The 13,656-nt window shown below is 33.9% G+C and carries 15 protein-coding genes; 11 read left to right on the top strand and 4 right to left on the bottom strand.

The genetic code is table 11. From position 1 onward, the window contains the following. Positions 1-1,677, bottom strand: a 1,677-nt coding sequence (locus PHI38_RS06435; RefSeq protein ID WP_299854045.1) for a DUF3365 domain-containing protein, incomplete at its 3' end; no start/stop codon positions are given. A gap of 63 nt (positions 1,678-1,740) precedes the next feature. Further along, positions 1,741-2,238 carry a flagellar basal body-associated FliL family protein gene (fliL, locus tag PHI38_RS06430; RefSeq protein ID WP_299854043.1) on the bottom strand — a complete coding sequence of 166 codons (498 nt, stop codon included), beginning with the start codon at positions 2,236-2,238 and terminating at the stop codon, positions 1,741-1,743. A gap of 152 nt (positions 2,239-2,390) precedes the next feature. Here fliL and PHI38_RS06425 point away from each other — a divergent pair, with 152 nt between their 5' ends. From PHI38_RS06425 to PHI38_RS06400, 6 genes are read left to right on the top strand one after another with little or no spacing between them, the layout of a single operon-like run. After that, positions 2,391-2,639 (top strand): S4 domain-containing protein, encoded by a 249-nt coding sequence (locus PHI38_RS06425; protein WP_299854040.1) that lies wholly within the window; start codon positions 2,391-2,393, stop codon positions 2,637-2,639. Next, positions 2,636-3,622, top strand: coding sequence for an anthranilate phosphoribosyltransferase (gene trpD / locus PHI38_RS06420; protein WP_299854038.1), 987 nt, complete (start codon positions 2,636-2,638; stop codon positions 3,620-3,622). Before PHI38_RS06425 ends, trpD begins: the two co-directional genes overlap by 4 nt. After that, a complete protein-coding gene (gene tsaE / locus PHI38_RS06415) occupies positions 3,619-4,032 on the top strand; it encodes a tRNA (adenosine(37)-N6)-threonylcarbamoyltransferase complex ATPase subunit type 1 TsaE (protein ID WP_299854035.1) in 414 nt (137 codons plus the stop codon). The genes trpD and tsaE overlap by 4 nt, the downstream gene beginning before the upstream one ends. Next, on the top strand, positions 4,020-4,742 hold the full coding sequence (gene lptB, locus PHI38_RS06410) for an LPS export ABC transporter ATP-binding protein (protein ID WP_299854032.1): 723 nt from the start codon (positions 4,020-4,022) through the stop codon (positions 4,740-4,742). The genes tsaE and lptB overlap by 13 nt, the downstream gene beginning before the upstream one ends. A gap of 15 nt (positions 4,743-4,757) precedes the next feature. Then, entirely contained in the window at positions 4,758-6,026 is a 1,269-nt protein-coding gene (locus tag PHI38_RS06405; RefSeq protein WP_299854031.1) for an RNA polymerase factor sigma-54, read from the top strand. After that, positions 5,995-6,765 carry a TIGR02757 family protein gene (locus tag PHI38_RS06400; protein ID WP_299854028.1) on the top strand — a complete coding sequence of 257 codons (771 nt, stop codon included), beginning with the start codon at positions 5,995-5,997 and terminating at the stop codon, positions 6,763-6,765. Before PHI38_RS06405 ends, PHI38_RS06400 begins: the two co-directional genes overlap by 32 nt. A 12-nt stretch (positions 6,766-6,777) precedes the next feature. On the opposite strand, the gene PHI38_RS06395 is transcribed toward PHI38_RS06400, so the two are convergent. After that, positions 6,778-7,425 carry a helicase-related protein gene (locus PHI38_RS06395; protein ID WP_299854024.1) on the bottom strand — a complete coding sequence of 216 codons (648 nt, stop codon included), beginning with the start codon at positions 7,423-7,425 and terminating at the stop codon, positions 6,778-6,780. A gap of 150 nt (positions 7,426-7,575) precedes the next feature. On the opposite strand from PHI38_RS06395, the gene PHI38_RS06390 reads away from it, so the two are divergent. The 4 genes from PHI38_RS06390 (at position 7,576) to PHI38_RS06375 (ending at position 11,645) form a co-directional block, all read left to right on the top strand. Continuing rightward, positions 7,576-8,004 carry a CoA-binding protein gene (locus PHI38_RS06390; protein ID WP_299854021.1) on the top strand — a complete coding sequence of 143 codons (429 nt, stop codon included), beginning with the start codon at positions 7,576-7,578 and terminating at the stop codon, positions 8,002-8,004. 9 nt (positions 8,005-8,013) lie between these two features. Further along, positions 8,014-9,216, top strand: a complete 1,203-nt coding sequence (gene ilvA, locus PHI38_RS06385) for a threonine ammonia-lyase (protein WP_299854018.1) — start codon at positions 8,014-8,016, stop codon at positions 9,214-9,216. A 3-nt stretch (positions 9,217-9,219) separates the two neighbouring features. After that, a complete protein-coding gene (locus tag PHI38_RS06380) occupies positions 9,220-11,343 on the top strand; it encodes a hypothetical protein (protein WP_299854015.1) in 2,124 nt (707 codons plus the stop codon). A gap of 167 nt (positions 11,344-11,510) precedes the next feature. After that, a complete protein-coding gene (locus tag PHI38_RS06375) occupies positions 11,511-11,645 on the top strand; it encodes a hypothetical protein (protein ID WP_299854012.1) in 135 nt (44 codons plus the stop codon). 69 nt (positions 11,646-11,714) lie between these two features. Here the strand turns inward: PHI38_RS06375 and PHI38_RS06370 are convergent, their stop codons facing one another. After that, positions 11,715-12,971 (bottom strand): hypothetical protein, encoded by a 1,257-nt coding sequence (locus PHI38_RS06370; protein WP_299854009.1) that lies wholly within the window; start codon positions 12,969-12,971, stop codon positions 11,715-11,717. A gap of 220 nt (positions 12,972-13,191) precedes the next feature. On the opposite strand from PHI38_RS06370, the gene PHI38_RS06365 reads away from it, so the two are divergent. Beyond that, on the top strand, positions 13,192-13,656 hold a 465-nt coding region (locus PHI38_RS06365; RefSeq protein ID WP_299854007.1), incomplete at its 3' end, for a thiamine pyrophosphate-binding protein.

Below are 13,656 nucleotides of genomic sequence, written 5' to 3'. Positions count from 1 at the left end.
ATATATAGAGTTCTCATCTATAATAAATGGCTCTTTAGTTATCTCTTGAATCTGCAGAGCAATGTTTTTTACTATCATAGCACTACGACTCTCATCTTGAGAGATGTTTTCTAAAAGAATTAAAAACTTATCACCGCTATGTCTAGCTATAAGAGAAGCACTCTTAGCTTTCTTGGTTAGTCTTTTAGAGATCTCTTTTAAAATCTCATCTACTGAATTTTTGTCTACTATGTCATTTACGTTTTTAAAATTATCAAAATCTAAAAATAAAATTGCACCATATTGGAGGTGTTTAGCGCTTTGTATAAGAGATAACTCTAAATGATGTTCAAAAAGTTGTTGATTTGCAAGATATGTAAGTGGATCATAAAAAGAGAGTTGGTTAATCGCATCTTTTTGATAAAATGAGTTCATAGCAAAACCTATATCCCCAGAGAGCTCATTTATCATATCTTGCTCCTCTTTACTTAGGCCATCTGTTTTTGTCGTGCATATGCTAAGAACACCAATTGCCTCGTTGGAGTGGCTATTTTTTCTAAGAGGTGCTATGTATATCTCGCCTATATTGCTATTTTTTATTTTCTCTCTACAATCTTCATTGATATTATCATCAGAACTGCTTAGCTTTATAAAGCTGTTGTTTTCAAATGCAACTTTTTCATAATCAAGGATAGTTGGTTCTGAATCGAGCCCAATAAAAGCCTTAACTACAAGCTTGTCATTTTCAACAGCCAATATCTTTACTGCTGAAAAAGCGCTATTTGAATATATAGATGTAGCAGTGCCTTGAATAAGTTCATCTATATCTCTTGCTGTGATTAGTACTTGATTACAATTAGCCACTGTTCTAAGGATTGAGAAAAGTTGTTTTTGATTTTTATTTGCAACTTCAAGCTGTATGTTTTGTTCTTGTAAAACTACAGTTTTTTTTCTAACTTCATCTTGTAAAAGTATCTTTTGCTTAACTTCTTTAGTAGTTAGTTTTTCAACACTAAAGTAGATTATGACAAGAAGTATTAATACAATAAACCAATTAAAAGCAGCAGCTTTATAAAAGTTTTTAATTGCAACTTTTTCTATATCTTCTATAGGAATTTTAATACTAGTAACTCCCCTTACATCGTTTAGCTCATAGTTATAAGCGGAGTCGTATCTATTTTGTATATACAGTGGTGCATCCTCTTTTTTTCCATGACAAGATATACAATAGCCATCTATGAGGAGTGGGGTTACATAGTGAAAAACTTCTTTACCATTCTCTTTAGTCTGCTCTATTTTTGATTTGATTTTTGGGTTATTTTTAAAGTATTCTATAGCTTTTAACTCAAAATCATCAGCCATGTTTTTTGGATTTCTAGGTTTGTTTGTAACATTTTTAATACTTATGTCATATTTTGAAATTTCTGAGAATTTATCACTGATAAGTGTTGAAGCATGTGCCGGTAAAAAGCCTATTGTTGACTCATTTATGTCTATACCGCTATTTATAAATTGTTGTTGATAAACATAAGACATAGAGGTAAAATAATCTTTAAGCGAAATAGCTCTTGATAAAACTCTAGTTTTAGTATTATCACCAATCTGCTGATACGTATAAAAGGTTAAAATTGTGTTTGAGATAATTATAAAAAATGAGATAATCCAGAAAATTTTCTTGTTAAGATGAATTTTTATCAATTATTAGGCCTTATTAGTGCTGTTAAAATATGATAGCATAAATTTATATTTTTGTATATCAAGTTATTGAATGATAAATTTATTAAAATAAACCTCTTCAACAGTGCTATTTTCAAGGTTTTTATTTAATTTATTTTTAATGTTATCTTTTATTCTATCGTTATCAACTTTCATCTCAAAATTTCTACTCTCAAGCATAGCATTGATTGTAGCGTCTCTAAGAAGCGTTCCTTTTTTTACAAATTCATGCTTAGCACTATCAGAAGAAACCATGTCAGTTTTTGGTTTATGTATAACCGAGATATTTGCTATTAATTTTTTATCCCCCAAGACATTAAAAACAAAGTCACCTAAATTTACCTCATTTTTACTAACTATAGAGAGCTCTATAACGCTATTTCTAGAGCCAAAAGAAATCTTTGATGGTTTTCCTTCGATATCATATTTTTTAAGTTTGGAAAAATCAGAACTTTGTATTCCTAAAATCATAAGTAAAATAATAATAATTAAAATAATTGTAATAATGGCTTTTCTAAGTATCTCTCTTTTATCGTAGTTCATATATGCCTCAACTATAAATTTTTCTATAAATTATCTCTTATTATACATAAAAAAATAAAAAAGTACTTTGACGCAAAAAATGTTCCACTTCTTACATTATTTTCAGTTTTATTACTCTACAATATGCAAAAAAAATCAGGGTATGCTTTTTAATGAGAATAGATAAATTTTTAAATGCGGTAAATATTACTAAAAGACGCTCAGTTTCGCAAGATATGATAGCAAATGGAGTTGTTTTGATTGGTGATGCTGTTGCAAAGGCTAGTAAAAATATTGAAGTTGGCTCAATAATTACAATCAACTACCTTGAGTCTTCAAAGAAATATAGAGTTTTAAAAATTCCTACTACAAAATCAACATCAAAGAGCTTACAAAACGAATATATAGAGGAAATCGTATGAGATATGATGAAGCAAAAAAAGCTTTTACCTCACTTTTTATGCATGAGATGAATGATGCTGAGATGCTTGAGTTTTTACTAAGTATAAAACTCGATGAGCAGACGCCAACAGAGGTTATCGCTGCTGCTGCAGAGGTAATGAGGACTTTTGCTATAAAACTTCCAATACCAGATGAACTTCGCGCTAAGGTTATTGATATAGTTGGAACAGGCGGAGATAAGATAGGAAGTTTCAATATCTCATCAACTGTAGCGATTCTTTGTGCATCTTGTGGAAGCATGGTAGCAAAGCATGGAAGCAGATCTGTTACTTCAAAATCTGGAAGTGCTGATATGTTTGAAGAGCTTGGCGTTAGACTTGATTTAAATCTACAAGATAGTGCAAAACTCTTAGAAGAGAGTGGATTTACTTTTATGTTTGCCCAAGCTCATCATCCTGCAATGGGCTTCATCATGCCAGTTAGAAAAAAGATACCGCAAAAGACTATCTTTAATATTTTAGGGCCTCTAACAAATCCAGCCCAGACTAAAAAATCTCTTCTGGGTGTCTTTCACAAATCATTTGTCTCTAAAATAGCAGAGGCTCTTCGTATAAATGGCGCTACTTCTACAATGGTTGTAAGTTCTGCTGAGGGGATGGATGAGATAAGTATAAGTGACATCACTTATGCCTCAGAGCTTCGTGATGGAATTGTGCATGAGTTTATAATTGACCCGCAACAATACGGTATAAAAAAAGCTCCATTAGCGGCAATTGTTGGTGGAGATGCAAAAGAAAACTCTCAGATACTTTACAATATTTTTGATAGTAGAGCAACTGATGCACAAAGAGATATAGTTATGTTAAATACAGCCTCTGCTTTGGTAGTTGATGGCTTGGCTCGTGATATTCAAGATGGCTTAGAGATGGCACAAAATGCTATAAAAACAGGAAAAGCCAAAGAAAAGTTAAAACAAATCATTGAGATATCAAATAAATTATGAAAACATACACACTCGCTCTTGATGAAATAGATACTATTGTTAAAGATATAGCTAAAGAGTTTAAAAGCGGTGTAGTTATCTTGCGCGGTGACTTAGCAGCTGGAAAAACAACATTTGTAAAAAAAATGGCTCTATATTTGGGAAGTGATGAAGAGGTTACTTCACCTACTTTCTCACTACAACACACTTACTCCAAAAACATATTTCACTACGATATGTATAACCATGGATTAGAGCATTTTATATCTTTGGGGATGTTAGAAGAGCTAGAGAGAGATGGTATTCACTTTGTAGAGTGGGGTGATGAGAGGCTTATTAAAATTTTAAGTGAAGCAGGGATTGATGTGATGAGTGTAGATATAGAAAAAATTCCTAATAACAAAAGAGGGTATAAAGTATGCATATATTAAAAGCAGTGAATTTAAAAAAGAATATAAAAAATTTAGAGATAGTAAAAGGCATGAGCCTAGAGGTTAAAAGTGGCGAGGTTGTAGGGCTTTTAGGGCCAAATGGCGCTGGTAAAACGACTACTTTTTATATGATTTGTGGACTTGTAGAAGCAAGTGGTGGAGAGGTATTTTTTGATGATGAAAACCTCTCTGGAATGCCACTTCATGAGAGAGCTCTAAAAGGGATAGGCTATCTACCTCAAGAGGCATCTATCTTTAAAGACTTGAGCGTTGAAGATAACCTTTTAATAGCTGCAGAGGTAAAAATAAAAGATAAAGATGCACAAGAGAAGAGAATACTAGAGCTTCTTGATATGTTTAACATCGAGCCAATTCGCTACCGCAAAGGCGTAAGTCTTAGTGGTGGAGAGCGTCGCCGTGTTGAGATAGCTCGCGCACTTGTAAATGAGCCTAAATTTCTACTTCTTGATGAGCCTTTTGCTGGAGTTGACCCAATAGCAGTTATGGATATACAGACGGTTATAAAACAACTTGCATCTTATGGGATAGGGATTTTGATAACTGATCATAATGTTCGTGAAACGCTTGATGTTTGCGATAGAGCCTATGTTATAAAATCAGGCTCGCTTCTTGCAAGTGGAACAAGTGATGAGATAGGGCAAAATGCTGATGTTAGAACGCATTATCTAGGCGAGGAGTTTAAGCTTTAAGAAGCTTATAGCACCATGGCACAACTAAGGCAGACGCAAGGCGTAGAAAATAAGCACAAACTATCAAATACTCTACGTAATTGGTTGCCTATTTTACACTCTAGTCTAAGCGATTTGGGCGAGGCTATGTCTCCTTTTATCGATGCAAATCCTATTATAGAAGTAAGTTCTGGGTTTGAAGATAGCTTTGAGAAGTTGATACCTAAGCGAATAGTCAATAGCTCTGTTGCAAACACAAGAACTGAGCAGATAGAAGCACTTACTTTTGTCAAAAAATCACTTTATGATGTCTTAGATGAGCAGCTAGAAGCTCCGCTTTTCCCAACTCCAATCTCGCAAAAAATAGCCTCTTTTGTAGTTTGTAATCTTGATGAAAATGGTTACTACGAGGGAGAGAGCGAAGAATTTTGTACAAATAACAATATAACTATAGACGAGTTTGAAAAGATACGCCTGCGCTTTGCTAACGTTGAGCCAGTAGGAATATGTGCTAAAAATCTCTCAGAATCATTTTTATTTCAGCTAGATAGTTCTGATGTAAGTGATGAAGTCTATCCTCTAGCTATAAAAGTTATAAAAGATTTGACAAATATTTATGATTATTCAAATGAAGTAGGCTTCTGTGAGGTTATGCGGGTGCTTACAACATTTAAAAACCCTCCTGCTATCGAGTATCTTGAAGAATCAGCGCAAGTTATCCCTGATTTGATGATATTTTTCAATGAAGATGATTCAATCGAGGTAAAACTAAATGATGCTTATTACCCAACCATAACCATTGACACGAACTACTCAGTAGAACATGACTATATCTCGCAGAAAATCAAAGAGGCTAAAAGCTTGGTAGATGCGCTAGATATGAGAAAAGCAACGCTTTACAAAGTAGGGCTTATGATAGTTGAGTACCAGTATGAGTTTTTTACAGGTGGCGCTATTATGCCATTGACGCTTAAGACTTTGGCAGATGAGTTTGGACACAATCCATCCACCATATCAAGAGCTATTGCAAACAAATATATAGCGTGTGATAGAGGTGTTTATGCTATGAAAGAGTTCTTTACAACAGCCATAGATGAAGATGTCTCAAATGCCGCTATAAAAGAGTTTGTAGTAAACCTAGTAAAAAATGAAAATAGAAAAAAACCATTAAGCGATATGAAGCTCTTAGAGCTTATCCAAGATAAATTTAAAGTGCAAATGGTGCGCCGCACTATTGCAAAATATAGAAAACAATTAAACATAGCAGGTTCAAGTGAGCGAAAAAAACTCTATCATCTACATTAAAGAAAAACTAGACGCAGAAGTTCTAAAGAGAAACTGCGAGGGCGAGATTTGCGAAGAGCGACTTGACCCAATCATGGTTGCACACAAGTATAAAGACCCAACTATCTCGCTTATTTGCGCACTATTTGCGTATGGAAACGTTAAGCAGATAGTGAAGTTTTTAAACTCTCTTGATTTTACACTTTTACAAAAAAGTGATGAAGAGATAAAAGAGGCTCTAAAGGGCCACTACTATAGATTTCAAAAAAGTGAAGATGTCTCAGCACTTTTTATAGCGCTTAAAAGACTAAATGAAAAAAGCACACTAAGAGATGTTTTTAAAAGTGGATATGATAAAAACAGAGATACTGTTGAGGGCATAAACGCACTTATAAAAGCACTTCAAGATATATATCCACACTCATCCATGGGATATAACTTTCTAATCTCACAAATTACTCTAAAGACAAAAGGCTCAGGCGCACTAAAGAGATGGATGATGTACCTTAGATGGATGGTACGAGAGGATAACATAGACATGGGTTTATGGAGCGGAGTTGATAAGAGTGACCTTATAATTCCACTAGACACACATACCTTTAATGTATCAAAAAAACTAGGATTACTAAGTAGAAAAAGTTACGACTTACAAGCCGCTATCGAGTTAACAGAGATGTTAAAAGAGTTTGATAGAAGTGACCCACTAAAGTATGATTTTGCTCTTTATAGAATCGGGCAAGAGAAGATTTTACTAGAATAGTCTGCGACTCTTTTATTTAGCTGGCACCCATTTAGATTTCATGTCAGCTTTTTTCTTTGCTCGTTGTTCTACTTTTTTATGACGTGGTTTTTTTGTTCTATCTTTTGAAGTTATTGTTTCGCGGGTTGTGTGCTCAAAATTTTCCATCTCAACTTCACTCATCTCACACTTCATCATTAGCTCAATTGTAGCTAACATCCCCTCATCTTCTGGGTCTATGAGCGAGATTGATTTGCCGATTTCATCAACTAAAAGTAGAGTTTTAAAATAATCAGGCGCATCCAATGGAAGGTCGTAATTTACAACTGCATGAATACTCTCAAGTTTTAATGTTTCTAAAATTCTACTTGTAGTTATAAGGATTGTTGTCTCTTTAGAATTAAACGCACGTTGTGCATCTTCTATTTGAGTTTCTCTATGATTTCCGTGAACTGAGATAGACTTAATCTCTTTTTCCTTAAGATACTCCATAAGCTCATCCGCATTTCTTTTACTCTTTACAAGAACGAGGATTTGCATGTTAGGAATAGTTTTTAGGAGATCTTCAAACATTCTATTTTTATCATGTTGTTGCACAAAATATGCTGCTTGCTTGGTTCGGTTACCTACGCTGACGTAGTCGTAATATTTTTTAGTTTCTTTGATGCTTTTTTCGCTCATTGGTAATTGTATCCTTAAATATGGAAGCGAATTATAGCTAAAGTACATAAGTGAAAATAAAGAAGTTTTAGAACTTTTTTAGAATAATACCGCTTAAAAATTATGCTCTTTTTCGCTATAATCGTCATAAAAAAGTAAAAAGGTTTTACCATGGAGTGCGAATTTCCAACAATTAATTCAAATAAAGACGAGATACAAGAGATATTTAAGATGGCTAAGACTATTGCTGTTGTTGGGCTCTCTCCAGATGATAGTAAAGCAAGCCACAGAGTTGCAAAGTACCTTCAATCGCAGGGATTTAAGATAGTTCCTATCTATCCAAAAGAGGAGACTATTTTAGGGGAGAAGGTTTATCGCTCACTCTTAGAGATTCCGTTTGAAATTGATATGGTAAATATATTTAGAAAGCCAAAAGAGCTTGATAATGTCGCAAATGATTGCATAGAGCGTGGCGATGTAAAAATCTTTTGGGCGCAAAAAGAGATAGTAAACAATGCCGCTGCTGCAAAAGCCAAAGAGTTTGGTATGAGAGTTGTGCAAAATATGTGCTCGATGGTAGAACATCGCGCGCTTAGTTAGGGGCTTTTTTTGTTTGATGTAAAAAAAATCTATGAAGCTAGAGAACGGATTAAAGATGTCATTGTTGATACTCCGTTCTCTTATGCACCACATCTCAGTAAAGAGAGTGGATGTGAAGTTTATTTAAAAGAAGAAAACCTACAAGTTACTGGAGCTTTTAAAATTAGAGGCGCATATAACAAGATAGCGACTCTAAGTGATGAGCAAAGAGCATGTGGTGTTATAGCTGCAAGTGCAGGAAATCATGCGCAAGGAGTTGCACTCTCTGCATCTATATTTAAGATAAAAGCAGTTATCGTGATGCCAGAAGCAACGCCTCTAACAAAGGTTGATGGTGTTAAACATTATGGCGCAGAGGTTATATTGCATGGTGCAAATTATGATGAAGCATATGCTCATGCACTAAAATACGCAAAGAAAAACTCACTGACATTTGTTCATCCTTTTGAAGATGAAGAGGTTATTGCCGGGCAGGGCACATTGGCGCTTGATATTTTAGATGAGTGCCAAGACCTTGACGCGGTGGTAATACCAGCGGGTGGAGGCGGACTTATATCTGGTATGGCATGTGCAATAAAGAGTGTAAATCCTAAGATAGAAGTTATTGCCGTAAGTGCTAAGGGTGCACCAGCACTCAAAAACTCTTACGATTTAAAAACACCAATAGACACTCTTAGTGTGAGAACTATTGCCGATGGTATTGCGGTTCGTGACACTTCTGCTATAACTCTTGGCTACATGCTAGAGAGTGTTGATAGATATATCAGTGTAGATGAAGAAGAGATTGCAAGTGCTATTTTATTTTTACTTGAGAAACAAAAGTTAGTTGTAGAGGGCGCTGGAGCTGTTGGAGTTGCAGCACTTATGCATGAAAAACTCTCTCACTTAAGGGGTAAAAAAATTGCAATTGTTTTAAGTGGCGGAAATATGGACGTAACACTTCTGTCTGTTATTATAGAAAAAGGATTACTAAAATCTGGCAGAAAAATGAAGCTAACTGTTACTCTTGTAGATAAACCAGGCTCACTTATGCGTTTTACTCAGATACTTCAAGAGTTAAATGCAAATATTGTTCATATCGCTTACGATAGAACTTCTATATCGCTTGATTATGGTGATGCAAATGTTATGGTACATGTAGAAACAAAAGGTGAAGAGCATCAGCAAGAGATACATAGAGTGCTAAAAGAAGAAAATTACATAAGAGATTAAAATATGACACCTATAAAAAGAAGTAGTTTTGAAGAAGCTGTAATATATTTACAAATATTAGATTCAAAAACGCTTCTTAGTGTTGATTCTTTTACTACTATTAAACATTTAGACATAGAAACTCTAAACATTAAAGATGAGTATAAAATGTCAGTTTTACATCAAAGATACTCTACTAAAGTAGTCTCTCTAAGCTCAGATGCTGCTTATTTAGCTTTTATAACTCAAGAAGCAAAAGAGTCAAAACTATGTGACTTAAAAAATAAAAAAATAGTGGCAACCGTAGATAGACACCAAGGTGATGTCTCTTGTGTTGGAATTGATCCAAAAGATAGATATATGTTCTCTTGTGGTGATGATGGTGGTGTATTTGGAGTTGATATTAAAAGCGCAGAGTTAGCTCTTACCCTTCCAAGACACCTTGATGTAGTTAATGATATCGCTTTTAGTAGCGATGGCAATTTGGTTGCTACTGCAAGTTATGATAGAAATATCTCTATTTTTAATCTAGCTATGATGTTGCCAAAGGGAAAGTTAAAAGTCCATCCTGCTCCTGTTCTTAAAGTACAATTTTTAAACAATAACAGACTTTTTAGTTTTGATAAAAAAAACAATGCTTATATATCCGATATAAATACTTTAAAAGTTATCACAAAATTCACGGATTTACATGATGATATTACTAATATTGTTATTGGATATAAAAATAATTTTATCTTTTTTGGTACAAAGCTTGGTTATGTTTTAGTGTATGACCTAAACAGCTATAAGCTTATCTCAAGAAGATATATAAAGTTTGATCATGCGATAACAGCACTAAATTTTAATGAAGAGACAAATGAGCTAATAGTTGCTACAGAAAATGGAGAGCTTCTTTTTTATAATATTTTTCAAGACGAAGAGAGTCTTAATAAGCTCATTGAAGATAAAAAATATGATCTTATGCTTGCATATATAGAGAAGAATCCTATATTAAAATATACAAAAGCTTCCATGGCATTTGATGCCTTATGGGAGAAAACTATAAAAGATGCCAAAGAACTTCTAGAAAACAGTGATAAAGTAGGCGCGATTAAGCTCTTTGATGGATTTAGCTCAATACCTTCTAAACGTCAATTTGCACAGAAACTTATCGAAGAGTTCTTGGAGTATGATAAATTTTTAGTACTCATAAAACATAAAAAACTCGCTCTTGCGTATGCCTTAGCAAATGTGCATCCTGTATATAAGGAGACAAAAGCTTATATAAATATGGAGCTAGAGTGGAAAAAAACATTAGCACTTGCAAAAAAATATCTTCTTGATGCAAAACTAAGCCATGTAGCACAAGAAATTTTATTGCCATATAGAGGGATAAACGAAAAAACAACAATCATCCAAGAAGTTGTTTTAAACACAAGAGTTTATGCCAGATTTAAAACTTCTATAAGTCAAAAAGAGTTTAAAATGTCCTTTGAACTTATAAAACAAAACCCATTTTTAAAAGATTATCCAGAGTATGATGCATTGATTAGATATTCTGATTCTCTGTATATGAGAGCACAAATGCTACTTAATAGTGGTGATACACATGAGGCCATAAAAGTATTTCGTATTTTGTTAGACTTTGATGATTTTAAAGATGAAGCAAAAGAAGTTATAGCAGATATACAGAGCAGACATAAATTTTTCAATGCCATTGAAGCGCAAAACACTCTTTTAGCTTATGGCCTATTAGATATATCCCCATCACTGAAAGATACAGAAGATGGTAGAAAGCTCCAACAACAGTGGGATGATGCCTTTGTTAAAGCTAGTTTATATGCTAAAGAGAATGATGTGGAAAACCTTAAAAAAACTATAAATGAATATATGAAAGTAAGAAGTAAAAATAGCTCCATAGCAACTATCTTCTCTATTTTACATCTAGTGCAAATAAAAAATGCGATAAATAATAAGACAGATCAAAAAGTAGTAGAAAATGGAATAAGAAATTATCTACTATACTATGGATTAACACAAGAGATAAAAGAGCTTTTTTTACTATTTCAAGCAGAGCATCCAGAGTCAAAATTAAATATAGATTCACAAGTATATGGGGACATAAATAAATGGAGACCATCCATGGCTGTTGATGTCATTTTATGATTAAACTGTTACTTTTTGTACACTTCAGATAAGTTTTTATTATTAATCTACAAAATTTATAATAAATAAACTTAATCTTGTTATTATTTTATCACATTTGTAATTTTAGATATCAATAACTTGATAATTAAATTTATAAAATGAAACTTTAAAATAGGAAGTGTTTTATGAAAATAGTTATTTCAACTCTGCTTTTAATGTTAAGCATGGCGGCAACATTAAGCGCAGAGAGTAGTGTAAACGATGATAAAGCTGTAATCATGGGCGATGAAGTTCACCCAGATAAAGGTCTTTTATATTAAAAGACACATACGCTCTAACTCTCTTAGACTTGTAGGAGAGTTTTTTAGAGTTAGGCGTACTACTATATATTAAAACTTAACAGAAGCTATTAAACGAAAAGCATCGTTTTTAAAGTCTGTTGCTGTCTTCTCATCAACATCTTGATGAATATACATTCCAGTTAAATTTACATATTGAGCAACTTTTGCAGTAGCTATGATATCAACTTCTGTTCCATCTTTTGTTGCTTGTCTTACATCTTGGTATGATGTACTAATTTTAAAGCCATCAAATTGATAGGCAGCTCCAGCTCTCCAAACATCAGTATCACGAGAACCAACTACAGCACCATCTTGAAAAACAGACTGTGTATATACTTTTGACTTATCTCCTGTTGCAGCATTTGTTATTATAGCTGTACCAGTGTTACCTGTGGCTGTTGTAGAGTAAGCTACATCAAGAGTCAATTTATCCAGTGTATAGCCAACTTTTGCAGCCGTAACCATTGCGTTATCAACACCAGCAGTTGCAACATCAATTCCACTGTTTTGGATTCCAAAGAACATACCAGAGATCTTATACTCAGCATCAATCCAGTAAGCGTTAAACATAGAGTTAATGTCGTAATACCATAGATTCATCGCTAAATCTTTAACAGGTTTTACAATTGCACCAAAAGCATAAGCTCTATTTTTTTCATCTGTAACTTCTTTTGTAGTAGAGTTGTATGTACTACCAAATCCATAATAGCTTCCATTGTGCATAGTAGTACTTGGAAAATTAGTTGCAGTAGCGTTGCCTGCACTTGCGCCACCATTATGCTGGTGAACATATGCTGCAACAAGAGTTGTATATGGAATATCACTATTCATTAAAACAGCTGCATCAAATGTATTATACGAAGCATTCCATCTCTCTGTAAAAAGAAGTGGTGTGTTAAGTGCTTGGCGACCAACAATTGCAGAAGTGTTTCCTATTTTATAGTCAAGATTTGCTTCTGTAATCCAAACTTGCGTTCTATAATAACCATTATCTTCAACTCCAGCCCCAGCTGATGATATATCTTTTACAAAACTCTTCTCTAACCCAAGACTATCTAGTGCCATAACACTAACTTTACCCTTTAACCCCTCAAGCAGATCAGCGCTAACCCCTAGCTCTGCTGCAGCAACCCCAACACTACTCTCTCGTTGAAAGAATTTACCAGAAGGTTGCCCAGATATATCTTTTACTGTTGTTTGATACCAGTATTTTGCTTCACCAGTCACTTTGACATTTTCTATCGCATATGCCGAGCTTACTAGCAATAAAGCTAGAAACGGAGCGGTTGTTTTTGATACTATCATTTGTCATCCTTATTTTTGTGATGTTGACAGTATAACAAAACTTTATATAAAAAACTCCTTAAAATGTGTTTTTGTTATAATTTATTTCTACTTTTGTTATCACAAAATAATTACAAAGTAAAAGTTAGTAGCTTTTTAATTTTTTTATATCCCATTTTTAAACTCAGATATAGTTCATTTTTTATATAATTGGAGAATTTTTTAATATAGGAGACTTTTCATGCAGATTAGTGGCGCCCAGATAGTCATTGAAGCTTTAATTGCAGAAGGGGTAGATACAGTTTTTGGCTACCCTGGCGGGGCAATTATGAATGTCTACGACGAGATTTATAAACAAAAAAACTTTCAACATATACTCACTAGACATGAACAAGCTGCGGTGCATGCTGCGGAGGGCTACTCAAAAGCGAGTGGAAAAGTTGGTGTTGCGATGATTACTAGTGGTCCAGGATTTACAAATGCTGTAACTGGACTAGCTGATGCATATATGGACTCTATTCCACTCGTTGTAATTAGTGGTCAAGTTCCTATGAGTTTAATTGGAACAGATGCTTTTCAAGAGATAGATGCTGTTGGAATAAGTCGTTCATGTACAAAACACAACTACCTTGTAACAGATGCTAAAGATTTGGCACGTGTTTTAAAAGAGGCATTTTATATAGCTTCAAGTGGTCGTCCAGGTCCT

This window comes from Sulfurimonas sp., assembly GCF_028694895.1.
Lineage (GTDB): Bacteria > Campylobacterota > Campylobacteria > Campylobacterales > Sulfurimonadaceae > Sulfurimonas.
The sequence above is the reverse complement of the archived record's forward strand: the minus strand, read 5'-3'. Positions and strand labels throughout refer to the sequence as shown.

Excerpts from the sequence above, each read along its gene's own strand:
- fliL (WP_299854043.1), bottom strand. The coding sequence starts at position 2,238 with ATGAACTACGATAAAAGAGAGATACTTAGAAAAGCCATTATTACAATT.
- PHI38_RS06425 (WP_299854040.1), top strand. The coding sequence starts at position 2,391 with ATGAGAATAGATAAATTTTTAAATGCGGTAAATATTACTAAAAGACGC.
- trpD (WP_299854038.1), top strand. The coding sequence starts at position 2,636 with ATGAGATATGATGAAGCAAAAAAAGCTTTTACCTCACTTTTTATGCAT.
- tsaE (WP_299854035.1), top strand. The coding sequence starts at position 3,619 with ATGAAAACATACACACTCGCTCTTGATGAAATAGATACTATTGTTAAA.
- lptB (WP_299854032.1), top strand. The coding sequence starts at position 4,020 with ATGCATATATTAAAAGCAGTGAATTTAAAAAAGAATATAAAAAATTTA.
- PHI38_RS06405 (WP_299854031.1), top strand. The coding sequence starts at position 4,758 with ATGGCACAACTAAGGCAGACGCAAGGCGTAGAAAATAAGCACAAACTA.
- PHI38_RS06395 (WP_299854024.1), bottom strand. The coding sequence starts at position 7,425 with ATGAGCGAAAAAAGCATCAAAGAAACTAAAAAATATTACGACTACGTC.
- PHI38_RS06390 (WP_299854021.1), top strand. The coding sequence starts at position 7,576 with ATGGAGTGCGAATTTCCAACAATTAATTCAAATAAAGACGAGATACAA.
- PHI38_RS06380 (WP_299854015.1), top strand. The coding sequence starts at position 9,220 with ATGACACCTATAAAAAGAAGTAGTTTTGAAGAAGCTGTAATATATTTA.
- PHI38_RS06375 (WP_299854012.1), top strand. The coding sequence starts at position 11,511 with ATGAAAATAGTTATTTCAACTCTGCTTTTAATGTTAAGCATGGCGGCA.
- PHI38_RS06370 (WP_299854009.1), bottom strand. The coding sequence starts at position 12,971 with ATGATAGTATCAAAAACAACCGCTCCGTTTCTAGCTTTATTGCTAGTA.